This window comes from Jezberella sp., from assembly GCF_964834465.1.
In genome coordinates, this window is the sequence record NZ_CBAZRM010000013.1 from 43,104 (window position 1) to 64,411 (window position 21,308).

Genomic DNA, 21,308 nt, shown 5'->3' on the forward strand with positions numbered 1-21,308 from the left:
GCATGCGGATCGCCATATTGGATGACTATTTGAGCGTGGCGCAAGGGCTGGCTGACTGGGCGTCGCTCGACGCTGAGACACAGTTCTTTGATCGGTATATTCAACCGTCTGCACTGGTTGAGACGCTACAACCCTTCGATGTGATCGTTGCCATGCGCGAGCGCTCGGCTTTTCCTGCTACCGTCATTGACGCGCTGCCACGATTGAAGTTGTTAATCACCACGGGGGCTCGCAATAATTCGATCGACCTCGATGCTTGCCGACAACGAGGGATTGTCGTCGCTGGCGCGCCCGGTGACCCGCAAAGCAGTGGTGCGACCACTGAGTTAGCGTGGGCGTTGTTGTTGGGGTTGTTTAAGCGGATTCCTCAAGAGTACGTCAATATGCAGACGGGATTGTGGCAAACTCAAATGCCACCAACGCTCGGTGGCAAACGGCTTGGCTTACTGGGCGTGGGCAATCTCGGTCAGCGAATGGGCAAGGTGGGCCTGGCTTTTGGTATGGATGTCGTCGCCTGGAGCCCCAACCTCACCGAAGAGCGTGCTGCTGAGGCTGGCGTTCGCATGGTGACCAAGGAAGCGTTGTTTAGTACCTCAGATGCTGTGAGCGTCCACCTGGTACTGAGCGCACGTACTCGCGGTATTGTTGATTCGAGCGCTATCGCATCGATGAAGTCGACGGCTTTTTTGATTAACACTTCGCGTGCAGGGTTGGTCGATTTGACCGCCTTGAAACAAGCGCTCGAGCAAGGCAAAATTGGTGGTGCAGGATTGGATGTGTTTGAGACTGAACCATTGCCTGAGGATGATCCCTGGCGTCGGGTACCGAGAACGATACTGACGCCTCATCTTGGTTACGCTACACCTGAGAATTTTGCCAATTACTACCCTAACGTCATTGCCGCCATCAACGCTTGGGTGGCGGGTCATCCTATTAGAGTACTGACCTGATGCAACCTATCTTACCCGTGCACCTTGTGGCCAGAATTTTATTGATTTTGTTATTGGCAATTGCTGGTTATTTTTTCAGAGGTTTTCTCGTCCCTGTACTGGCTGCGCTAATTATCGGCTTTGCCAGCTGGCCTCTGTATCAACGATGGTTCAAGATCTGTGGAAACAAAAATACACTGGCAGCTAGCACTGCCTTGGCTTTCATTGTTCTTGTCTTGATTGTTCCCATCGGTTTTGCGCTGTCCTATTCGATCAAAGAAGCTCGAAATGTCTTTGTCTGGTTGATCGCTGCGAATAAAGGCGGGATGGGTGTGCCTGATTGGATTCAGGCCCTGCCATTCGTCGGAGACAAGTTGGCGGGCTACTGGATAGACTACCTTTCTGAACCCCGAGCGTTAAGTGCTTTGATCGAGACCTTCAGTGGCGAGCATCTTGGCAATATCTATCGAGTAGTACTTTCGGCGTCCGGAGACTTATTTCAAAGTAGCCTAGCGCTATTGTTTTTGCTAATCACTTTGCTCTTTGTCTATCGCGATGGCACTCGAATCGTTGGTCAGCTCGACCTCATTGGAAATCGGATTTTGCCGGACCGGTGGCATCGCTTTTCACGAGTGGTGCCCAATACGATTAGTTCGACCGTCACAGGCATGGGGTTGATTGCTATTGGTGAAGGGTTTGTACTTGGGGTGGCCTATTGGATAGCCGGTGTGCCGTCACATGTCTTGTTAGGCGTGGTTACTGGTTTTATGGCGATGGTGCCAGGTGGGGCCCCACTTTGCTTTACGCTGGCTTCTCTCTTTCTGGTGGGATCGGGGCACGTCGTCGCCGGCATCGGGCTCTTTGCGTGGGGCACGATCGAATTGTTTATTGTGGATAAAACGATCAGACCTAAACTGGTGGGCGGGCCGGTGAAGCTTCCCTTTTTGCCGACGTTTTTTGGTTTGATTGGTGGACTTAAAACGCTCGGTGTTGTGGGGCTGTTTATTGGCCCCGTCTTGATGGCCTTGCTGGTGGCAATTTGGCGCGAGTGGGTGCTAGAGATTAGAGAGCAAGCTCCCCCAAAATTACCAGATTAATTAAAGTGTCTGAATCGCTGAGTGGCCGCTGGCGACATAGAACTTTGCCAGAGTCAGCCTGTCTGAGTTCTGGCGGCTGATATCTTTCACACCGTGCAAGGTGGTGGTGACCCCCTTAAGGGTGAAGTCCATGACGCCGTATCCTCGGTATTCTGTGTTTGCGTAAACGAAATGGGGGTTTCGCACGAGCGCTTGATTTGCTTGTTCTTGCGTTGTGCCCGGTTTAGACGTGATGCTGGTGCCACAGAACTCAGCACCGATAATGGCACTTTTAGGGTCGTTGTAATCAGCTTTGATATGACCGACCCAGTTCTCGTGTACATCACCACCAACCATGATGGGGTTAGTCAGCTTCGTCTCCACCATAGATCCAATCATGCGTTGGCGCGCTGAGTCATAGCCATCCCAACCATCATTCCATAATTTTTCAACGCCTTTAACTTCACTGACGCGTGTGCCAAAAAGCGTTTGTTGCGCAATGACATTCCACTGAGTTTTGCTGTTAGAAAACTGTGTTTTAAGCCAAGCCTCTTGATCAAAACCCAGCAAAGTGCGGCTGGGGTCTGTCCAGACGGGACATTTGCTGGCTTCAATCATGCCTGATCCAAAACTGTTGTCGCGATTGCAAACTTGGCGATCACGATACTGCCTGTCATCTAGACTAAACAGATTCGCTAGGCGCCCGTAGGCGATCCGGTCAAATAGACGAGCTTGATGACTCTGCTGCGTGAGTAGTTTTGCAAAACTTGCTCGCCGCACCGGCATGTTTTCGTAATACGCCTGATAGGCGGCAAGTCGCCTTGCGGGGAAGTCTGTCACGGGTGCACCTGAATGCCCTTGAATTTCACCCGCGTAATCATTTTGTACCTCGTGATCATCCCAGATCATCATCCAGGGGAAGGCGGCATGCGCTGCTTGAAGATTTGGATCCGATTTATGCAACGCGTAGCGCGCTCGATAGTCCTGCAACGTATTGACCCACCCGCCGGTTGTCTCTCGGATAGGTGGGATTGACGCAGGGTACTCGTAAATATAGTCTCCCAGAAAAAAGACAAAATCCAGATCTTCTTTGGCCAGGTGATGATAAGCACTGTAATAACCATCGCCCCAGCGCTGACAGGATGCGAAGGATAGTCTCAGACGATCTACTGCAGCATCTGGTTTCGGGAAGGTTCGTGTTCGGCCAGTTGAGGTGATCGCGTCACCGGTCATGAAACGATAAAAATATTGGCGAGCAGACTCAAGCCCGCCCACTTCTGCGTGTACCGCGTGGCCAAAGGCGGGTTCAGCGACGACGACGCCTTTGGCGACGACACGGGTAAATTGTTCGTCGTGTGCCATTTGCCAGACAACGTCGATGGGTTTATCCACAAGACCTGCGGCGTCAAGCGCCATTGGGTCAAGTCGAGTCCATAACACCACGGATGAACTGTCAGGCGACCCTGATGCCACACCCATCGAAAACGGATTTTTTTGCCAAACTTGTTGACCCCAACCTTGCCTTGTTAAACCCACTACCGCAGCACTGGCGAGAGCCCCTTGAAGCAATGAACGACGAGTAAGCATGTGGAATCCTTTGATGGGTCGGCTCTTGAATATCACCTGATTCTAATTCTTTCGTGTGACATCAGCTCGTTATACTCGGCCTGTATAACCAGGCGAGAACAACCCATGACGACTCAACTATTTGTTCAGATTTCAGATACCCACATTCGCGAACCTGGGCGTCGCGCCTATAACCGGTTGGATACCGCGGCCTATCTTCGTCAAGCCGTCGAGTCCGTGGGACGATTGCCACAACAACCGCAGGCGGTGGTGATGACGGGGGATCTAACGGATTTTGGTCGTGCCGCTGAGTATGACTATTTAGGAAGTCTCTTGGCGCCGTTGCAGAGTCAAGTGTATTTACTGCCTGGTAACCATGACGATAGAGAGCAGCTACGGTTGCGGTTTCCAGAGCATACCTACCTGGGTGTGGATGGGTATATTCAATACACCGTCAAGCTTGGTGCCATTCGCTTGATCGCGCTGGATACCGTCGTAGCGGGCCAAAGTCACGGCGAGCTATGCGCTGAGAGACTGAACTGGCTTGAAAAAACGCTGAACGAGTACACCCATGAACCGGTCGTGATTGCCATGCATCATCCACCATTTAAGACCCTGATAGGGCACATGGATAAGATTGGTTTACTTGAAGGGGCAGAAGCGCTCGAAGCGATTGTTAGGCGTCACGCTAACATTGAGCGCATCATTTGCGGTCATTTGCATCGCGCAATTGACGTAAGGTTTGGCGGTACCGTGGCGAGCACCACACCATCGCCCGCCCACCAGATTTGCCTCGACTTAGATCGAGCGGCAGAGCCTGCCTGGTCACTCGAACCGCCAGGCTATCGCGTACATGCTTGGGACAGCGACTCGGGTCGCTTGGTCACCCATACAATCTGTACGGGCCAGTACGAAGGGCCCTATCCCTTTCATATGGAGGGGGCGCTGATCGATTGAGTGGCAAACTAAACGGGGAAGGTACCGGGGAGCAGGATGCCCTTATCAACGTTTTCGATATTGGTGTGGCCGCAAAAAGCCATGGTCAGGTCGAGTTCTTTGTGCAAAATCTCAAGTACTTTGGTGACCCCTTGACCACCCATGGCGCCCAAGCCGTATAGGAAGGCACGACCGATGTAGCAGCCTTGGGCACCCAAGGCACGTGCCTTGAGGATGTCTTGCCCGCTACGAATCCCACCATCCATGTGCACCTCAATTTGGCCGCCAACCGCCTCAACGATGGCGGGCAAACTGCGGATGCTGGATTCTGCACCATCTAACTGACGGCCCCCGTGGTTGCTGACGATCAAAGCGTCTGCGCCGCTATTGACGGCTAGCTTGGCATCCTCAACATCTTGAATACCTTTCAAGATCAGTTTGCCACCCCAACGCTTTTTGACCCACTCAACATCACTCCAATCCAGCGCGGGGTCAAATTGCGAGGCTGTCCACTCACTTAACTTGCTCATATCGCTGACCCCCTTAACGTGACCGACGATATTGCCAAACTGGCGGCGAGGGGTACCCAGCATGCCCAACGCCCAGCGCGGTTTCGTTGCGATGTTGATCATGTTGGCGATGGTCAGCTTAGGCGGGGCACTCAACCCGTTTTTCAGGTCTTTGTGGCGTTGTCCCAAAATTTGCAAATCTAAGGTCAACACCAGCGCCGAACAGTTCGCCGCTTTGGCGCGATCAATCAAACGTTCGATGAAATCGCGATCTTTCATCACATAGAGTTGAAACCAGAAGGGATGGCCATCCGTCCCTTTCTGGACATCTTCAATTGAGCAAATGCTCATGGTCGACAACGTGAAGGGGATGCCAAAATCCCGGGCAGCGCGCGCCGCCAGGATTTCACCGTCGGCGTGCTGCATGCCCGTCAGCCCCGTTGGTGCAATGGCCAGTGGCATGGCCGTCTTTTGCCCTATCATGGTGGTGGCCGTTGTCCGATTCTCCATGTTGTGAAGAATTCTCTGGCGCAACTTGATCGTTTGAAAATCGCCTTCATTGGCACGGTAGGTGCTTTCTGTCCAAGAGCCAGAGTCTGCATAGTCGTAAAACATGCGCGGCACGCGCTTTTGAGCCAAGATGCGCAGGTCTTCGATGTTGGTGATGACAGCCATGGTTTTTGTGGTCTCCAGCGAATCATTACATTATGATGTTGAGCAGAGATTAGCAAAAATTAACAAAAATTACCTAAGGATGCGCCCATGAAGCGATTTTTAATGGCGACGGTACTCGGATCGACGTTGGCTTTGTCTCAGACCGCCGTAACCGCTGCGACCAAGTCTGAAGCGGTCGCTGAAATGGCTAAACAACAAGTACCAAAGTATCTCGCGACCCTCAAGGCCCTGGTGTCTGTTGAGTCAGGTAGCCGCGATTTAGAGGGGTTGCTCAAAGTCAGAGGCGTTATTGAAGACAAGCTCAAAGCGCTCGATATCCCCTTTGAGGTGATCGCGGCACCGGCGGACAGCAAGGCTGGCGCGATGGTACGAGCGACCATCAAAGGTCGTGGCACTAAGCACGTTGCGCTCATCGCTCACATGGATACTGTCTATCAAAAGGGTGATTTAGCGCAGCAACCGTTTCGCGTCGAAGGCGACAAAGCGTTTGGGTTAGGCATCGCTGACGACAAGGGCGGTGTCGCGATGGTGTTGCATACGCTTGAAATGGTCAAAGCACTTAAGATCGATAGTTTCGGTGAATTGACGGTGCTGTTTAACGGTGATGAGGAAATCGGCTCGCCGGTATCACATGACTATTTCACCGCGCTTGGTCGAGAAAATGACGTGGTGATGTCGTTCGAGGGAAGCGGCACCAAAGCTGACTACGTGCGGCTAGCGACCTCAAGCATTGCTCGTGTGACGATGAATGTGAAAGGCCGAGCTTCTCATTCAGGGGCCAACCCAGATTTTGGTCGCAACGCACTCTATGAGTTGTCTCATCAGATCTTGCAAACACGAGACTTATCTGATCCGGCGAAAGGACTCAAGTTCAACTGGACATTGGCCAAAGCCGGTAGTGTTGCCAACATGATCCCGCCCGACGCAAGCGCCACGGGGGATGCACGCGCAGAACGCACGGTAGACTTTGATTATCTTGAGGCGACGTTGAGAGAGCGAATCAAAAACAAACTGATCCCCGAGACCGAGGTGTCGTTAAATTTTGTCAGAACTCGTCCACCGTTGAGCCCCACCGATGCCGCCAGAGCTGTTGCTAAGCAAGCCCAAGCGATTGCAGAAGAGATTAAATGGCCCTTAACGGTCATCGAACAGGCGACCGGCGGTGGTACCGATGCTGCCTTTGCCGCGCTGCAGGCTAAAGGCGCTGTGCTTGAAAGTTTTGGTCCACAAGGGTTTGGGGCTCACAGCAATAGCGCCGAATATATCTTGGTGCCCTCCGTTGAACCACGTCTCTACATCACGACACGGTTAATCGAAGCAATCTCTAAACCTTGACTTTGAAGGGATTGAAGTTGGTGTCACGATCGTAATAGTCTTCTTGCTCTTTGCGTTTAAGGAAGTTGACGACAACATACGTGAGGGGGGTCGCGATGACCTCCCAGGCCGTCTTTAAGAAATACTGTGTGACCGCCACCTTGATGACCAGCGAGGTTGGCCAGATGCCGTAGAACGCAAGCATATAAAAGAAGCTTGAATCAACCATTTCACCAATTGCTGTTGATCCGATGGTACGAAACCAAAGATGGCGTCCCGACGACGCGATCTTCATTTTGGCTAAAACGAAGCTGTTGACGAGGCTACCGGACCAGAACGCGATGATAGATCCCGCGACGATTCGCCAAGTATTGCCATAGACGGTTTCTAAGCCTTCTTGCAGGTGCATGCTGTAGTCGCCAGGCGCTGGGCGCAGGTTCACCACGATATAAGACATGATTGCAGCAAAAAGCAGTGCGGCAAACCCGCACCAGACTGCGCGTCTGTCGTAGGCATAGCCGTAGACCTCGGTCATGATGTCGCCAAAGAGGTAAGAAATGGGAAAGAACAAGACCCCAGCCCCAAAAACGACGGTGCCGAAAAAAGGCAGTTCAATCTGAGCCGCTTTGCTTGCGCCAATGACGTTCGAGCAGAGCAATACCGTGACGAAGGCTGCCACTAGCAGATCGTAATAGCGATGCTGTCGACGCAATTGAATCGGATTAGATGAGTCGGTGAGTGGCTGCATGCTCTCTTTTTGCACTGTTATGATCGGGACGCACGACCCATTTTTTGCACTTAACACGTTAGTGAGACTGATATGACGATTTCAATGTACCAAGCATCCGTACCCTTGATCAAGAAAATGTTGACCAACCTGTCGGCGATCTTAGGTAAAGGCGAGGCATACGCGCAGACGAAGGGTTTTGACGGGGCTAACCTTGTTCAATCGCGCCTTGTGGCGGATATGTTCCCTCTGGGCAAACAAGTACAGATCGCCACGGATATGTCTAAAGGTGGGGTTGCTCGTTTGGCAGGCATCGAGCCACCGAAGTATGAAGATAATGAAACTACGATTCCAGAATTGCAGGCTCGCATCGCCAAAACCATCGAATTCCTTGATTCAATTCAAGCGGGACAGATTGATGGCAGCGAGGCACGCGAAATTAAGTTTATGGTTCGCGACAATCAGTTCGAATTCACAGGCCAGTCATATTTGACTGATTGGATGTTGCCGAACATTTTCTTTCATGTAACAACAGCCTACAACCTGTTGCGCGAAAACGGCGTCGATATCGGTAAACGCGACTTCCTGGCGTAAGGGTCGTGTGCTCTCGCCCCGTATAATCTGCCAAAAATTCCTGACGGTTTTTCGCAAAAATTGGGGTGAGAGATGCTTCTCTGGTTCGTCATTGGGTATTGGGTAGTCTCGGTTGCCATTGGCCTGGTTGCCGCCATGGGCGTCAAGAATACGGCGGATTTTGCCGCTGCGGGTCATCGTCTACCCCTGCCAATTGTGACTGCGACTGTCTTTGCGACTTGGTTTGGCTCTGAAACCGTCCTTGGTATCCCTGCGACCTTTCTTAAAGAAGGGTTAGGTGGGATCGTCGCTGATCCCTTTGGCTCATCGCTGTGTTTGATTTTGGTTGGTGTTTTTTTTGCCCGCCATCTGTACAACCGCAAGATGTTGACGATCGGTGATTATTTTCGCGAACGTTACGGTCGCGTGGTCGAAATTTTGATCACGCTGTGCATCGTGGCTTCTTACCTTGGCTGGGTAGCCGCGCAGATTAAGGCTTTGGGCCTTGTGTTCAACGTGGTATCAGACGAGGCGATTTCGCAAGAAACTGGCATGATCATCGGCGCGGGCAGTGTGCTGATTTACACCCTGTTTGGCGGTATGTTATCGGTGGCGATCACCGACTTTCTTCAGATGATTATTATCGTCATCGGCATGCTTTATATCGGGGGTGAGTTCTCTCAATCTGCCGGAGGGGTGTCCGCTGTGATCACGCATGCGGCGCAGTCTGGTAAGTTCAATTTTTGGCCGCACATGGATTGGGTATCAATCTTGGGCTTCATCGCCGCGCTGTTCACGATGATGTTGGGATCCATCCCGCAACAAGATGTGTTTCAGCGGATTACCTCGTCTAAAAATGTCAATATCGCCGTACAAGCGGCGGTGCTTGGCGGGGTGATGTATTTCATCTTTGCTTTCGTGCCATTGTTTTTGGCGTACTCAGCAACGCTGATCGACCCTGACCTTGTCAAGCGTTACATTGATACCGATTCACAGTTGATTTTGCCGCGGCTGGTGCTGGATCACGCGCCGATATTTGCTCAGGTGATGTTTTTTGGGGCATTGCTCTCTGCGATTAAGAGCTGCGCCAGTGCGACCTTGTTGGCGCCTTCTGTGACGTTTTCCGAGAATATTCTAAAAGGGGTGTTTAAAAACCTCAGCGACCGACATTTGTTGAGAATGATGCGAATCACGGTGCTATGCTTCGCCTTGATTGTCACTTTCTTTGCCATCAATTCGCAGCTGTCTATTTTTAAAATGGTTGAGAGCGCTTACAAAATCACGCTGGTGGCAGCGTTCGTGCCCTTGGCTTTTGGCGTCTACTGGAAGCGTGCAAACGCGTTGTCTGGTTTGCTGTCCGTCCTGGGGGGGCTGGTGGTGTGGATTGTGTGCGAGATGGCGGCCCCCGACGCTGCCGTCCCTCCGCAACTGGCTGGGTTAATGGCCAGCCTTGTGGGTATGTTGGTCGGGGGATACATTCCAAAAGCGGATCTTATCCCCGCGGACCAAGCCGTCAGTGAGCATTAATCCGCATAGCCTGGCGATTCGCGATCAAGCACTCGCATCATGGCGGCAAAGAAAAGCTCATCACGCTCTTCTGTAGAGTGGCTATTACCCGGGGCGGGGTTGTTCACGGTGTGGACGACCTCGTCTGAAAGCACTTCGATCTCGCGACCTGTACTCATCGCGAGCACCTGAGCACGACAAACGCGCTCAAGCTTGTACAAGCGCTTATAGGCCTCGGCGACCGTATCACCAACGACCATGACACCGTGGTTTTTCATGAACAATATTTTTTTATCGCCAATCTGTGCGCACAGTCGCTCGCCTTCGCTCATGGTGTCAGCCAGACCCGTATAGGTGTCATCGTAGGCAGTTCGGCCAGTAAAAAAGGCCGCTGTTTGACTCGCTGGCAGAATTCGATTGTCCTTGAGCATATTCAAGGCAAGTGCCCAAGTTTGATGGGTATGCAACACCACCTTGGCACCGGTAATGCGATGAACGGGTGCGTGAATGCACAGCGCAGAGCGTTCAATCTTGCCCTCGCCTTCGAGGACTTCACCTTGCTCGTTGAAAATCTGGATATCGCTGGCACGGGCTTCCGACCAATGAAAACCAAAGGGCAAAATCATGAAACGATCGGTGTAGCCGGGCACCATCATGGTGAAGTGATTGTCGATGCCTTCCTCGAGTTCATCGCGGACCGCAAGCCTCAATGCTGCGGCGAGATGCACCTTGGCTTGCCAAACAGGATCGGGCTGACCGGCTATTTTTAAATGACGTGCTGACATGTTGAGTCTCCTTTTTTGAAATTTAATGAATATTAGTTACTTTTTGGGTTCTCGTGGCAGTCGACCGAACATATAAAATTCGGGATTGGGCATCATGTTAGAGAAGTTGGCGATCCGGTTTGACATGCCGAAGAAGGCGGTAATCGTGGCGATATCCCAGATATCTTCATCATCAAAACCATGCTGGTGCAACACGGCGAAATCCTCATCTGCGACTTCGTTGGCGCGCAGACAAACCTTGAGCGCAAAATCGAGCATGACTTTTTGGCGAGCGCTGATATCGGCTTTAAGGTAATTGACCGACACCTGATCGGCAATCAGCGGTTTCTTTTCGAACACCCGCAACAAGGCCCCATGAGCGACGACGCAATACAAGCACTGGTTAGCAGCGCTGGTTGCAGTCACGATCATTTCTCGGTCACCTTTGGTCAGCGACCCGGTCTCTTTGACCATGAGGGCATCGTGATACGCAAAGAAAGCCCTGAACTCAGCTGGCCGACGGGCCAGCATTAAGAAAACATTGGGCACAAAGCCGGATTTTTCTTGCGTAGCCAGAATACGGTCTTTAATGTCATCGGGCAGAGCATTTAGATCAGGAAAAGCATATCGATCAATCATGGTTATGTCTCAGTGGTTCTTATTGTTTAGCGTTTCGAAAGTAAAGGGTTTTCGGTTTGTACCGCTCGCTGGTAGGCCGAGTCTTTGAATAAGTCTGGGTCATCCAAGTATTCATGTACCCAGTCGATGGTGTCCAACCCCCAAAAAACGTGACCATCAATGCACACGCTTGGCACCCCAAAGATGCCCGCCTCAGACGCCTGTTGCGTGGCATCCGCGAGCGCCGCTTTGATGGCCTCATCCTGAGGGCTTTCGGTGTTAGCGTGCAAGCCGAGCTGTTCGCAAAAGGCGGGCCACTCAGCGTTTGGGTCACGTCCATCTAAGAACACAAAGTCGAAGGCCCTTTCGATCATCTGCCAATCTGCTTGCTGTTGCAACAACAGACGCTGTATCGCTGCAGACGAAAATGGATGCTTAGGTGGAAACTGAAACGCGATCCCCAGACGCTTTGCACGCCAGACGCAAAATTTGTAGAGGTGTTCTCGTTTTGCGGGTATTTCGGCAGGCCCTCGATTGTTTTGCAGGCGTAACAGACCTGGTAAAAAAATCGGCTTTGGTATCAGATTGACACGATCGCCGAGACTGGCGCAAGCCTTCATGAACAGATAGGCGAAGGGAGAGATGATGTCGTAATAAAAGTAGGCGTCTTTTTTCATTAACATGTTGCTGCCGGCTTTAATCGGATGGTGTCAGTTTGCTCACGACGTAGTTGGTTAGTTTCATCGCTGAAGGACGGTAGAGCAAGATACACAGGACAGCCAGCGGATAGGTAATCAACCAGACTTCAAACCATATCCAAAAAAGGTTGGGATGCAGGCCGACGCGATAGACAGTAATCACCACGGTGACGGTGATCGACATCCAGAGTCCCATCACGGACGCGAAAATAAAACTCGGTAACTTGAACATAGGTGTATTGTCTCTACTAGACTTACTGTAACTGAGTTTATTTAAAAGTCTATCTTATTTTTTTGTCTTGCTGAGTACATATCATGAGCAAATCCCCAGTCCTGTTCGTTTCTCACGGCGCCCCGACGTTTGCATTAGAACCCGGCGCCGTGGGGCCTTTACTGACGCATTTTGGTCGTCAATTAAGTGATGTCAACGCCGTTTTAATGGTGTCACCTCACTGGGAGACCACCGAAGTGGAGGTCACCACAGGGTCGAATTTGGCAACTATTCACGATTTTTATGGCTTCCCAAAGCCGTTGTATGACATTCAATATCCCGCCCAGGGATCCCCAGCGTTTGCACTCAAAGCGCTGCAATTATTGAACGAAGGCGGGATACCTAGCCGTCCGGATCCTAGCCGTGGTCTGGATCACGGTGCGTGGGTTCCGATGACCTATCTCTCGCCAGACGCGAGTTTGCCCGTGTTTCAAGTGTCAATGCCTCGCAGCTTGAACCCTGCGCAGGCCTATCGCATGGGCCAACTGCTGGCGCCGTTGCGTGAGCAAGGGGTCATGATTGTTGGATCTGGTTCGCTGACCCATAACCTCGCAGACTTTCGGTTGGGATTGCGCGAGCCACAGCCCTATGTCACTGACTTCGTTGATTGGGTTCGTGAAGCGGTACGTAAAAATGCGGTGGATCAGGTGCTCGATTATCGCGAGCTGGCCCCTTGCGCGGCGCGCGCCCATCCAACCGAGGATCATTTCTTGCCGTTATTGGTCGCTCTGGGGGCGCATGACGCTCATGACATGTTTTCAGTCCTTGAGGGTGGCGTGAGGTACGGGTTTCTGTCGATGGATACCTTCGTCTGGCAATAGTCAGCCCAAGCGCTGATCGAACCGTCCTCGATCAGTCTCGCCCTTGGTCGCTGGCTTTGCTATTTCGTGTGGACGGGTTCGAGTCCCGTCGCCAGAATCTTTTTCGCGTTGTTGGGTGATCCTAGAAACTCTACCAGCGCTTTCGCTTGGTCCGGTACTTTTGTGTTGGCAACCACAGCGGCCGAGAAAGGTGTGACCAGTTGCACGTCATCGGGCAGAAGTCCGATCAGTTCAATCCCAGCGCCGACTGCCATCAGTTCGCTGCGTTGCTGGCAACCAATTTCGGCTTCGCCTTTCGCAACGATCTCACCGACGGGTGTGGCGGGGATTTGCCGCGCTTTATCTTTCATTTGCTCAGCGATACCGAGTTTATCCATCAGTTCTTTCTTGATGTATTCACCGCTCGCACTGTCAGAGTACGCAATCGTTTTTGCATTTAAAAAAGCAGCTCGCAGTTTTTGCACCGTGCTGATGTCCGGCTTGGCCGCCCCCTTTTTGACCGCACACGCAATCGGCGAGTTTGCTAAGACAATTTTGCTGCCGGGCACGAGTTTGCCTTGACTCATTAACTCGTCTAACGAACCACCCACCATGATGACCACATCAATCGTTTCGCCTCGTTCAAGACGCACGGGGATGGCATTTTTGGTGGTACCCATCGATGGGCCCCAACCTGATACGAGCTTGTTACCGGTTTGCTTCTCGAAGTCTGCAGAGAGCTGTTTGTAGGCTTGGGCAAATCCACCTGAGCTGACCACCTTGATTTCTGCTGCATAAGCCGCGGGCGCCAAAATCGTGAGGGAAAAAATCAGGCTAAATAGGATCTTTCGTGAGCAAGGCTTTTTCATATTATTCTCTCAACCGTTAATAACCCAGAGTAATCTGCGGGTCGATGTTTTCGTTTGCTTTTGACGAAACGTCAAGCCACGGGGTAATTTATAACAGACGTTGAGCAGTCGTTCTCTGGCACTGGCTCGGTTAGCTAAGCTTGGTGCGCCTGGGCGGTCTCCCATGCCAGCAAAGCGGCTTTCTTGTCTATCCCCCAGCGATAGTTGCCAAATTCACCCGACTCGCGAATGACTCGATGGCAAGGGATTAAATAAGCCAGCGTGTTCTTCGCAATCGCACTACCGACAGCACGTTGCGCTTTTGGTTGTCCAATGGCGTTCGCAACATCGCTGTATGAGATGACCGACGCGATCGGCGCTTTAATGAGGGCCTCCCATACTTTCAGTTGAAAGTTGGTGCCCTTGAGCACGACCTTGACCTTTTTCTGTTTGGTGGAGGGCTCAAAGATATCTTGTCCCAAGCGTAAGGCTTGATCTTGCTTGCGTGTCACGGTGGCGTGTGGCCAAAGATGGATGAGCTCACGCAGCGAGTCGTCTTGCTGCTCGTTGAGGGCCAAATGACAGATGCCACGGGATGTCCAGGCAATCAGGGCAAGCCCGAAGCGCGATGCATAAAAGCCATATTCAATCAGCACGTCTTTGCCCTGTGCTTTGATTTCGCCAGGGGTCATGGCGACGGTCATGATCATCAAGTCGTGCAAACGCCCTGGGCCTGATAAGCCGCTTTCCCAAGCAGCAGTCATGATGTCTTTGGAGGATTGAAGGTTCAGCAGGGCTTGTTCTTTGGTGAGAAATTGCAGAAATTTTTTCGGCGAAATCCCAGCCCATTGGGTGAACACTCGTTGTAAGTGAAACTCGCTCAGGCCGACTTCTTGTGAGATATCGGCTAATGAGGGTTGCCGGTCAACGTGTTGTCGAATGTAATGGATCGCCTTTTCTACGATTTGATAATGCTGGTAGAGGGGGGTGAGCTCAGTCATCGCGAGTGCCTAAATAGATCGGGACAGTGATGCCGACAGCATAAACAAAGCAAAACATCAATCAAACCCGATTCTTGCGCTGAGTGTTGACCTCATACAGATCACAACGCCGCTTGTTGCCGGACAGCGAGGCTGGCACTCAGTATGGCACCCATCATCATGAGCCCACCCAGTAGGGTTCTCAAAGAAGGTGTTTGATTAAACAGTGCCCAAGCAAAGGCGATTGCGTAAACGGGTTCAAGCGATACGATGAGACCCGCAGTGCGCGCATGCAGCACGCGCAAGCTTAGGATAAACAGCAAATGCGCCAGCCCTGTACACACAAAACCGAGAACAAGTATCCATGCCCAACTCGACAAACTGATACCGCCAACGTTAGGGATGGCCCAAAGACTGAGCAACGCGACGACTAGCAGGTTTTGCCAGGCGGCGACTTGGAAAGCGTTTACCTCATTGAGCGCGTGTCGGTTAATGACGGCCAGCATTGCAAACGTGGCCCCAGACAACAGACCCCACAATAAACCCGCTGTCGCCCGATCAGCCAGCGTCAGGGATGGGGTGACCAGTATTAGTCCGGCGGTCACGAATAAAAGGCGAATCCATTCGGCCCGATCAACCGGTTCACGTAAAATAAAGCGTTCGGTCAGCGTAATGAAGGCGGGAAAGCTGGCGAAACCGAGGGTGGCAACCGCAATCCCTCCCACCTTGACCGACTGAAAAAATGTGGCCCAATGGATGGTGAGGCAGAGGCCTGATAACAGGACGGGTCGCCAATGTGTCGCTAGGTTCGACAGGGTCAAAATATTGCTTCCCATGACAACTGGGCTCGCGATTGCCAAAAAAATAACCGCACATGAAGCGCGAGCCCAGGTGATCGTTGTCGCATCGGCGTCAATGAGTTCGCCAAGAATGCCGCACATGCCAAAACAGAATGCAACCGTATGGATCGACAGTAATGCCTGCGTGCGGGTCATTGAATTCTTGTGCGCTGAAACCACGTTCGACTGTAGATGGCGATGGCAACCACCATCCCGTAGGTGAACATGGCGAATGCAGCGGCAGCAAAAAACCAGTTCAAAGACTGTGTCCTTTGCAAGACCCACCAACCAATCACGGCGGTGATGAAAAGCCGCAGTATCCCTGCAGTAATGGGCCAGAATAGTCTCTGTGCCCCCTGCGACGCAAAGTACAGCGAAAACCCCATGCCGAAAAAACCAAAGCAGGGCCCTACGATCCGCAAGAAAGACACCCCTGCGGTAAGCATGCCTGGTTCTGCCCCGAATAGCCCCATCCAGGCTTCTGGCCAAATAGCCGCCAGCAGGCCGATGGTCTCTGAAAGTACAAACGATAGGGCACCCCCAGTCAGGGCAATTTGCAGGGCTCTTTCGGGTTGTTTAGCCCCTAAATTGGAGGCGACCATCGCGACCAGTGGTGCCCCGATACCGAAGGCCACGGGGAAGATAAAGTATTCGAGTCTGGCAGCTGTGCCGTAACCTGCCAGCGCAGCAGTCCCTGCGAATGCCCCGACCAACGCGGTCGTCGACGCAATCAAACCGTTGGTCAAGAGAGGGTTGATCATGGCAACCCCGCCAACGACCAAAATGTTACGCAGAGGGGACCACTTCAGCCGACTAGCCTGCAGTCGAGCCAGACTGCGACCAGAGGTGCAGTACCAGAGAAAAATCACGGTACCCGTAAAGTAATACAGCACCAATGCCCAGCCAGCACCTGCGATGCCCAGTGTCGGAAAGGGCCCCAGACCGAAAATCAAACACGGTGAAATGGGCACCAGCAACAGTGCACCGACTAAGTTGACCGTCGCGGGGACGAGCATGTTGCCCCCACCTCGAATCGTACTGGCTAATGCGTTCATCACCCACATCAACGCGAGGGCGGTGAAGGCGACGCTTGAATAGGCCATCGCTTGCTCTAGCGCCTCGCCGGTTGCCCCCATCAATTGAAAAAGTGGCTGACGCAGCATTAACAGCACCGCTGAGCTGAAGACCCCTAAAGCACCGTTGAGCACAATCGCGTGCAGCACGAGCTCATTGGCGAGCTCGTTATCTTTTGCGCCGAGCGCACGGGCAATCGCCGAGGAAATGCCGCCACCCATGGCCCCTTGCGACATGCTTTGCATCAGCATGATGATTGGCAACACCACTGCAGCACCCGCTAAAGCGCTCACCCCTAAGCGCGAAATGAACCAAGTCTCAACCAAACCTGTACTTGATTGAGCCATCATCATCAACACGTTAGGCCAGGCCAATCCGATCAAGGTGGGCAGGATGGGCCCCGAGAGCATGGCCTCAAGCCGGGCGCGACGAGCCTGCGTCACGCGACGACGTCAAAGGCCATGCGTTTAACGCCTGCGAGGTTTTTGCCTTCTAGCCGAATCAGTGCGGTTGGTCCCGTGCGTTTAGGGGAATGCAAATCGCCAATCTGATAAGCATGTGCCACCCCGGGTGTCAGGGCATAGGATTTCGTCATTTTTGCTTTGCCAGGCTTATCGAAGGTGGCCGGCTCGATGATCTCGTAATCGAACATTTCGGTTTCACCGCGGGCTTGTCCGTAAATAGCCCAAGTGCTTTCGTGATCGTGGGGTGGCGCTGTTTTAGCGCCTTCATAGCGATGCGCCACGACACAGAAGCCCAGTTCGGGGTCTTGATAAATGACATCGCGTTCGGTGGTTTGGTCGCTGATACATTCATTGACGAAGGCGGCGTCTTTGAGCGCTGCAGACAACAAGGTCGCGACTTGAGTCACCCCCACCGAGCCTGGATGAGCCTTCAGCGTCGCGCGACACTGCGCGGCAAAGTCTTCGAGAGTCAAGCCCATTGTGAAATCTCCGGTGAGGTGTTTTTCTAACCAATTTTTTACGATCCGACAAAGAGATTCTACATCTGTGTGTGCGCAAAGGGAGTCCTGTTAAAGTAAGGCCAGCGGGATGCTCGCCAGCGTCTTCTCATGCATCCACCACCTGTTGCACAAGCCACTCAACCAATAACGACATGGTTTAAACAATGACAGCCTTTAATTTCACGCAATTGCGGCTACCTGTGATTCAGGCGCCGATGGCCGGAGGCATCAATAACCCAGCACTCGCAGCCGCTGTGGCAAATGCTGGTGGCGTTGGGAGTTTTGGTTTTGCCTACAGCACACCACAGAAAATCAGTGAGGATCTTGCAGCAACCAAGTCAATCACAGCAGGCCCGATCAATGCGAATTTTTTTGTGTTTCAAACGGTTGATTTACCGTCGGATACTGAGCAACAGGCTGCCTTGGCAGCGTTAAGAGCGGTGGCGCCAGATCGAGACTTAGTATTGAAGGTTCCCGAAGCCCCCTTTTTTCCGAACCTACCCGACCAGTTAGCGCCCGTTTGGCATCACCGTCCAGCCATTGTGACGTTTCATCTGGGTATCCCCGGGCCTGAAATCGTTGCGAAGGCCAAATCGCTGGGTATTTGTGTCGGGATGACCGCCACGTCAATCCATGAAGCTGTTTTAGTTGAGCAAGCGGGGGCTGATTTTGTGGTGGCGCAAGGTATTGAAGCAGGCGGACATCGAGGTATTTTTGACCCAGACGGTAGCGATCAGAATTTAAGCGTCGACGACCTGCTGGCTGAACTGGTGCAGCATATCCGCTTACCTCTTGTCGCGGCTGGTGCCGTGATGACAGGTGCTGATATCGCGGCGAAGCTGGCGCGTGGTGCGACGGCTGTCCAAATGGGTAGCGCGTTTTTGTGCGTGGATGAATCGGGTGCCAGTGCAGCACACAAGGATCTGATTTTGCGTCAACCAAAGCGCGCTGTCGCTTATACGCGCGCCTTTTCTGGCAGACGGGCCCAAGGCATCGATAACGAATTCATCCGCCGAATGCAAGATCAACCGTATTTACCTTTTCCAATTCAGAACACCGCGACGGGGCCTATCCGGCAATGGGCTGCCCGGGAAAGTGATGGCGAATATCAGAGCTTATGGGTGGGCCAAGCCTATCAAAAAGCGAGAGCCACGTCGGCGGCTCAGTTGATGCAATCGCTCGGTGAAGAGCTGGCGATCTCTCGGGTGGCTTAAGGTGGGGGGGCGTCACTCAGTTTGAGCTGCAAGAAGGCGAGGTCAAGCCATCGGCCAAATTTGACGCCCACCTCGGGCATCATGCCGACTTCGATAAAGCCGATTTTCTTGTGCAACTCAATCGAGGCCTCATTGCCTGCCTCGATCGCGGCAACCATCACATGCTTACCAAGGGATTTTGCCCTGAGGATCAGCACTTGCATCAGTTGTTTGCCTATCCCTGATCCACGAGCGTCCTTATGCACGTACACCGAGTGTTCGATGGTGTACTTGTAGCCGTCGAATGCCCGCCAGTCGCCAAAACTGGCGTAACCGAGCACGTTGTTTTGCGCATCGACAGCCACCAGCACGGGATAGCCAAGCTTTTGTCGCTCAGCCATCCAGTTCACTCGGTTCGGTGCGTCGACCGTGATGTCGTTCCAGATGGCGGTGGTATTGATCACCGCATCGTTGTAGATTGCCATAATGCTGCCTGCATCGGCGGGTAAGGCGTCTCTGATTTCCATAACTGATTCTTTAAGTGCTGGATTGGCGTGCCAAAAATTCGCGTGCTTGTGCTACGGCGACCGGGATTAATGCTGGGGATGTCTTCCAAGGGTAAATGCTGACCTCTGCTTTGGGTGCCAAGCGTACCACTTCCATCGCAATGTCGTAGGGGTGCGGCGGACTATCGTCAGGCATCACGAAGACGGGTGTCTGGCATTGGCTAACAAAGTCGCGATCGACGGTGTAAACAAAGTCAGCACGTTTCAAATACATATTGTCCAGAAACGCTTCGATCATCGCCATATTTAACTCGGGACGTTGGGCACAAATGGCAGGACCCCATTTCGCCATATTGCTTTCGTATCCCAGACGAGGCTTTTCGTGGCGCCAACCGCTGGGTTGTGCGCTCACTGCCGCGATGACACGGTCAGGGGCACGCTTGAGCAAATTCCAGATAAATGGGCCGCCGATACAAAATCCCATGACCAGGAACTTTTCTATCTCCAGATAGTCCATTAAGTTGAGTTGATCATCGGTAAAGGCATCCCAAGGGCGCGAAATTTCTAACGGGCCGCTCGATTTACCGCTGATCGCTGTGCGTAAATCCATGGTGATACAACGGTAACTGTCCTTAAACGCCTGCATGGGGTCAAAGGGAGAGAGCGTTGAGAAGAACGCTCGCGATGAGTCTAAGCCGCCCCCAGGGATAATCAACAAAGGTGGGCCATCACCTTCTTCTTCGTAATGGATACTGACAGCCCCTTTCTCGTAGAACGGCATAGTGTTGGCTCCGGTAAATAGGTTTTCAAGACGATGGCTTTTAAGTATCGTGCAGCTATCACATCTGACTATACGAGAAATTGCCACACTCAGTGCGAGCACCACTTTAATCCAGGAGTTTTTTGCAATGCGTTTGTTGATGAGTAAAACTTTGATGTGCTTGGGCTTTGTCTTGCTTCAGCTGGGGGGGGCGGTGATGGCGCAAGAGCGAACCTATGGGATTGAATTGCAAGGTTTTCAATATCCGTACCCATTGAAGCACTACCGGTTTGTATCGCAAGGCCAGCAAATGCAAATGGCGTACATGGATGTTAATCCGGCAGGTAAGCCCAATGGGCACACCGTGGTGCTGATGCATGGCAAGAATTTCTGCGGCGCGACCTGGGAGACCACCATCGCCGCCTTATCCAAAAGCGGTTATCGCGTGGTCGTGCCAGACCAGATCGGTTTCTGTGCGTCCACCAAACCAGCCCATTACCAGTACAGCTTTCAGCAGCTAGCTACAAACACCATGGCACTGTTGCAGAGCATTGAAGCCTCACGAGTGATTGTTTTAGGCCATTCGACGGGCGGTATGTTGGCCGCGCGCTTTGCGCTGATGTATCCAAGAGACACAGAACAGTTGTTGATGGTCAACCCCATCGGCTTGGAAGATTGGAAAGCCCTCGGCGTGCCGAGTCGTACCGTTGATCAGTGGGTTGAACGTGAACTGAAGGTGTCAGCGCAAGGCATCCGAGAATACGAGAAAAATGTGTATTACGTTGGACGATGGAAGCCTGAATATGACAAGTGGGTTGAGATGCTGGCAGGGTTGAACCGCGGCCCCGGGCATAAACTCGTTGCCTTAAATTCTGCGCTGATCTATGACATGATTTTCACTCAGCCAGTCGTCTATGAGTTTTCGAAATTGATGGTGCCCACGACCCTGATGCTTGGGGATAAAGACACCACTGCGATTGGTAGCGATATTGCGCCGCCAGACGTCAAAGCCAAACTGGGGCGCTATAGCGAGTTGGGCAAGCAAGTGATTAAAACGATTCCTAAAGGTGCGCTCGTTGAGTTTCCCGGTTTCGGTCATGCGCCTCAAATCGAAGATCCCGACATGTTCAATAAAGTGTTACTTGACGCGATGACCCGGTCGCATCGATAAACCAGGCCCGG

The 21,308-nt window shown here is 52.4% G+C and carries 23 protein-coding genes; 9 read left to right on the plus strand and 14 right to left on the minus strand.

The genetic code is table 11. From position 1 onward, the window contains the following. The first annotated feature begins 2 nt into the window (after positions 1 to 2). Both AC1W8Y_RS11315 and AC1W8Y_RS11320 read left to right on the plus strand, forming a co-directional pair. Entirely contained in the window at positions 3 to 950 is a 948-nt protein-coding gene (locus tag AC1W8Y_RS11315) for a D-2-hydroxyacid dehydrogenase family protein (RefSeq protein WP_482014581.1), read from the plus strand. Then, positions 947 to 2,026 carry an AI-2E family transporter gene (locus tag AC1W8Y_RS11320; protein WP_482014665.1) on the plus strand — a complete coding sequence of 360 codons (1,080 nt, stop codon included), beginning with the start codon at positions 947 to 949 and terminating at the stop codon, positions 2,024 to 2,026. Before AC1W8Y_RS11315 ends, AC1W8Y_RS11320 begins: the two co-directional genes overlap by 4 nt. Here AC1W8Y_RS11320 and AC1W8Y_RS11325 read toward each other — a convergent pair whose 3' ends face one another. Continuing rightward, on the minus strand, positions 2,027 to 3,592 hold the full coding sequence (locus tag AC1W8Y_RS11325) for an alkaline phosphatase D family protein (protein ID WP_482014582.1): 1,566 nt from the start codon (positions 3,590 to 3,592) through the stop codon (positions 2,027 to 2,029). 105 nt (positions 3,593 to 3,697) lie between these two features. Here AC1W8Y_RS11325 and AC1W8Y_RS11330 point away from each other — a divergent pair, with 105 nt between their 5' ends. Beyond that, complete coding sequence (locus tag AC1W8Y_RS11330) at positions 3,698 to 4,528, plus strand: phosphodiesterase (RefSeq protein WP_482014583.1); 831 nt, start codon at positions 3,698 to 3,700, stop codon at positions 4,526 to 4,528. An 8-nt stretch (positions 4,529 to 4,536) separates the two neighbouring features. Here AC1W8Y_RS11330 and AC1W8Y_RS11335 read toward each other — a convergent pair whose 3' ends face one another. Then, entirely contained in the window at positions 4,537 to 5,691 is a 1,155-nt protein-coding gene (locus AC1W8Y_RS11335; RefSeq protein WP_482014584.1) for an alpha-hydroxy acid oxidase, read from the minus strand. A gap of 87 nt (positions 5,692 to 5,778) precedes the next feature. On the opposite strand from AC1W8Y_RS11335, the gene AC1W8Y_RS11340 reads away from it, so the two are divergent. After that, positions 5,779 to 7,026: a glutamate carboxypeptidase gene (locus AC1W8Y_RS11340; RefSeq protein ID WP_482014585.1), complete on the plus strand. Its 1,248-nt coding sequence runs from the start codon at positions 5,779 to 5,781 to the stop codon at positions 7,024 to 7,026. On the opposite strand, the gene AC1W8Y_RS11345 is transcribed toward AC1W8Y_RS11340, so the two are convergent. Then, positions 7,016 to 7,753: a queuosine precursor transporter gene (locus AC1W8Y_RS11345; RefSeq protein WP_482014586.1), complete on the minus strand. Its 738-nt coding sequence runs from the start codon at positions 7,751 to 7,753 to the stop codon at positions 7,016 to 7,018. The genes AC1W8Y_RS11340 and AC1W8Y_RS11345 overlap by 11 nt on opposite strands. Positions 7,754 to 7,825: 72 nt before the next feature. On the opposite strand from AC1W8Y_RS11345, the gene AC1W8Y_RS11350 reads away from it, so the two are divergent. Both AC1W8Y_RS11350 and AC1W8Y_RS11355 read left to right on the plus strand, forming a co-directional pair. Continuing rightward, positions 7,826 to 8,326: a DUF1993 domain-containing protein gene (locus AC1W8Y_RS11350; protein WP_482014587.1), complete on the plus strand. Its 501-nt coding sequence runs from the start codon at positions 7,826 to 7,828 to the stop codon at positions 8,324 to 8,326. Positions 8,327 to 8,398: 72 nt separating this feature from the next. Further along, the gene (locus AC1W8Y_RS11355; protein ID WP_482014588.1) at positions 8,399 to 9,832 is read left to right on the plus strand and encodes a high affinity choline transporter 1; all 1,434 of its coding nucleotides are present in this window, start codon (positions 8,399 to 8,401) and stop codon (positions 9,830 to 9,832) included. On the opposite strand, the gene AC1W8Y_RS11360 is transcribed toward AC1W8Y_RS11355, so the two are convergent. From AC1W8Y_RS11360 to AC1W8Y_RS11375, 4 genes are read right to left on the minus strand one after another with little or no spacing between them, the layout of a single operon-like run. Further along, on the minus strand, positions 9,829 to 10,596 hold the full coding sequence (locus AC1W8Y_RS11360; protein WP_482014589.1) for a class II aldolase/adducin family protein: 768 nt from the start codon (positions 10,594 to 10,596) through the stop codon (positions 9,829 to 9,831). The two genes, AC1W8Y_RS11355 and AC1W8Y_RS11360, sit on opposite strands and share 4 nt — an antisense overlap. 36 nt (positions 10,597 to 10,632) lie before the next feature. Continuing rightward, the gene (locus AC1W8Y_RS11365) at positions 10,633 to 11,214 is read right to left on the minus strand and encodes a peroxidase-related enzyme (RefSeq protein ID WP_482014590.1); all 582 of its coding nucleotides are present in this window, start codon (positions 11,212 to 11,214) and stop codon (positions 10,633 to 10,635) included. Positions 11,215 to 11,240: 26 nt separating this feature from the next. Further along, positions 11,241 to 11,876, minus strand: coding sequence for a DsbA family protein (locus AC1W8Y_RS11370; protein ID WP_482014591.1), 636 nt, complete (start codon positions 11,874 to 11,876; stop codon positions 11,241 to 11,243). 13 nt (positions 11,877 to 11,889) lie between these two features. Then, positions 11,890 to 12,123 carry a DUF2798 domain-containing protein gene (locus AC1W8Y_RS11375; protein WP_482014592.1) on the minus strand — a complete coding sequence of 78 codons (234 nt, stop codon included), beginning with the start codon at positions 12,121 to 12,123 and terminating at the stop codon, positions 11,890 to 11,892. 83 nt (positions 12,124 to 12,206) lie between these two features. Between AC1W8Y_RS11375 and AC1W8Y_RS11380 the strand changes: the two genes are divergently transcribed. Then, positions 12,207 to 12,983, plus strand: a complete 777-nt coding sequence (locus AC1W8Y_RS11380; RefSeq protein ID WP_482014593.1) for a DODA-type extradiol aromatic ring-opening family dioxygenase — start codon at positions 12,207 to 12,209, stop codon at positions 12,981 to 12,983. A 59-nt stretch (positions 12,984 to 13,042) separates the two neighbouring features. Here the strand turns inward: AC1W8Y_RS11380 and AC1W8Y_RS11385 are convergent, their stop codons facing one another. The 5 genes from AC1W8Y_RS11385 to AC1W8Y_RS11405 form a co-directional block, all read right to left on the minus strand. Further along, complete coding sequence (locus AC1W8Y_RS11385) at positions 13,043 to 13,831, minus strand: substrate-binding domain-containing protein (RefSeq protein ID WP_482014594.1); 789 nt, start codon at positions 13,829 to 13,831, stop codon at positions 13,043 to 13,045. A gap of 134 nt (positions 13,832 to 13,965) precedes the next feature. Continuing rightward, entirely contained in the window at positions 13,966 to 14,811 is an 846-nt protein-coding gene (locus AC1W8Y_RS11390) for a methylated-DNA--[protein]-cysteine S-methyltransferase (protein ID WP_482014595.1), read from the minus strand. A gap of 101 nt (positions 14,812 to 14,912) precedes the next feature. Then, positions 14,913 to 15,785 (minus strand): DMT family transporter, encoded by an 873-nt coding sequence (locus tag AC1W8Y_RS11395; protein WP_482014596.1) that lies wholly within the window; start codon positions 15,783 to 15,785, stop codon positions 14,913 to 14,915. Beyond that, positions 15,782 to 17,146, minus strand: a complete 1,365-nt coding sequence (locus tag AC1W8Y_RS11400; RefSeq protein WP_482014597.1) for an MATE family efflux transporter — start codon at positions 17,144 to 17,146, stop codon at positions 15,782 to 15,784. Before AC1W8Y_RS11400 ends, AC1W8Y_RS11395 begins: the two co-directional genes overlap by 4 nt. Continuing rightward, entirely contained in the window at positions 17,143 to 17,646 is a 504-nt protein-coding gene (locus AC1W8Y_RS11405; protein ID WP_482014598.1) for a hypothetical protein, read from the minus strand. Before AC1W8Y_RS11405 ends, AC1W8Y_RS11400 begins: the two co-directional genes overlap by 4 nt. Positions 17,647 to 17,831: 185 nt before the next feature. Between AC1W8Y_RS11405 and AC1W8Y_RS11410 the strand changes: the two genes are divergently transcribed. Beyond that, entirely contained in the window at positions 17,832 to 18,881 is a 1,050-nt protein-coding gene (locus AC1W8Y_RS11410; protein WP_482014599.1) for an NAD(P)H-dependent flavin oxidoreductase, read from the plus strand. Here AC1W8Y_RS11410 and AC1W8Y_RS11415 read toward each other — a convergent pair. Further along, positions 18,878 to 19,387 (minus strand): N-acetyltransferase family protein, encoded by a 510-nt coding sequence (locus AC1W8Y_RS11415; protein ID WP_482014600.1) that lies wholly within the window; start codon positions 19,385 to 19,387, stop codon positions 18,878 to 18,880. The two genes, AC1W8Y_RS11410 and AC1W8Y_RS11415, sit on opposite strands and share 4 nt — an antisense overlap. A 10-nt stretch (positions 19,388 to 19,397) precedes the next feature. Beyond that, positions 19,398 to 20,147 carry an alpha/beta fold hydrolase gene (locus tag AC1W8Y_RS11420; RefSeq protein WP_482014601.1) on the minus strand — a complete coding sequence of 250 codons (750 nt, stop codon included), beginning with the start codon at positions 20,145 to 20,147 and terminating at the stop codon, positions 19,398 to 19,400. A gap of 154 nt (positions 20,148 to 20,301) precedes the next feature. On the opposite strand from AC1W8Y_RS11420, the gene AC1W8Y_RS11425 reads away from it, so the two are divergent. Further along, positions 20,302 to 21,297: an alpha/beta fold hydrolase gene (locus AC1W8Y_RS11425; protein WP_482014666.1), complete on the plus strand. Its 996-nt coding sequence runs from the start codon at positions 20,302 to 20,304 to the stop codon at positions 21,295 to 21,297. Positions 21,298 to 21,308 lie beyond the last annotated feature (11 nt).

Excerpts from the sequence above, each read along its gene's own strand:
- AC1W8Y_RS11360 (WP_482014589.1), bottom strand. The coding sequence starts at position 10,596 with ATGTCAGCACGTCATTTAAAAATAGCCGGTCAGCCCGATCCTGTTTGG.
- AC1W8Y_RS11325 (WP_482014582.1), bottom strand. The coding sequence starts at position 3,592 with ATGCTTACTCGTCGTTCATTGCTTCAAGGGGCTCTCGCCAGTGCTGCG.
- AC1W8Y_RS11385 (WP_482014594.1), bottom strand. The coding sequence starts at position 13,831 with ATGAAAAAGCCTTGCTCACGAAAGATCCTATTTAGCCTGATTTTTTCC.
- AC1W8Y_RS11420 (WP_482014601.1), bottom strand. The coding sequence starts at position 20,147 with ATGCCGTTCTACGAGAAAGGGGCTGTCAGTATCCATTACGAAGAAGAA.
- AC1W8Y_RS11350 (WP_482014587.1), top strand. The coding sequence starts at position 7,826 with ATGACGATTTCAATGTACCAAGCATCCGTACCCTTGATCAAGAAAATG.
- AC1W8Y_RS11395 (WP_482014596.1), bottom strand. The coding sequence starts at position 15,785 with ATGACCCGCACGCAGGCATTACTGTCGATCCATACGGTTGCATTCTGT.
- AC1W8Y_RS11345 (WP_482014586.1), bottom strand. The coding sequence starts at position 7,753 with ATGCAGCCACTCACCGACTCATCTAATCCGATTCAATTGCGTCGACAG.
- AC1W8Y_RS11335 (WP_482014584.1), bottom strand. The coding sequence starts at position 5,691 with ATGGCTGTCATCACCAACATCGAAGACCTGCGCATCTTGGCTCAAAAG.
- AC1W8Y_RS11425 (WP_482014666.1), top strand. The coding sequence starts at position 20,302 with ATGTGCTTGGGCTTTGTCTTGCTTCAGCTGGGGGGGGCGGTGATGGCG.
- AC1W8Y_RS11380 (WP_482014593.1), top strand. The coding sequence starts at position 12,207 with ATGAGCAAATCCCCAGTCCTGTTCGTTTCTCACGGCGCCCCGACGTTT.
- AC1W8Y_RS11330 (WP_482014583.1), top strand. The coding sequence starts at position 3,698 with ATGACGACTCAACTATTTGTTCAGATTTCAGATACCCACATTCGCGAA.
- AC1W8Y_RS11410 (WP_482014599.1), top strand. The coding sequence starts at position 17,832 with ATGACAGCCTTTAATTTCACGCAATTGCGGCTACCTGTGATTCAGGCG.
- AC1W8Y_RS11365 (WP_482014590.1), bottom strand. The coding sequence starts at position 11,214 with ATGATTGATCGATATGCTTTTCCTGATCTAAATGCTCTGCCCGATGAC.
- AC1W8Y_RS11315 (WP_482014581.1), top strand. The coding sequence starts at position 3 with ATGCGGATCGCCATATTGGATGACTATTTGAGCGTGGCGCAAGGGCTG.
- AC1W8Y_RS11370 (WP_482014591.1), bottom strand. The coding sequence starts at position 11,876 with ATGTTAATGAAAAAAGACGCCTACTTTTATTACGACATCATCTCTCCC.
- AC1W8Y_RS11405 (WP_482014598.1), bottom strand. The coding sequence starts at position 17,646 with ATGGGCTTGACTCTCGAAGACTTTGCCGCGCAGTGTCGCGCGACGCTG.
- AC1W8Y_RS11340 (WP_482014585.1), top strand. The coding sequence starts at position 5,779 with ATGAAGCGATTTTTAATGGCGACGGTACTCGGATCGACGTTGGCTTTG.
- AC1W8Y_RS11415 (WP_482014600.1), bottom strand. The coding sequence starts at position 19,387 with ATGGAAATCAGAGACGCCTTACCCGCCGATGCAGGCAGCATTATGGCA.
- AC1W8Y_RS11390 (WP_482014595.1), bottom strand. The coding sequence starts at position 14,811 with ATGACTGAGCTCACCCCCCTCTACCAGCATTATCAAATCGTAGAAAAG.
- AC1W8Y_RS11355 (WP_482014588.1), top strand. The coding sequence starts at position 8,399 with ATGCTTCTCTGGTTCGTCATTGGGTATTGGGTAGTCTCGGTTGCCATT.
- AC1W8Y_RS11375 (WP_482014592.1), bottom strand. The coding sequence starts at position 12,123 with ATGTTCAAGTTACCGAGTTTTATTTTCGCGTCCGTGATGGGACTCTGG.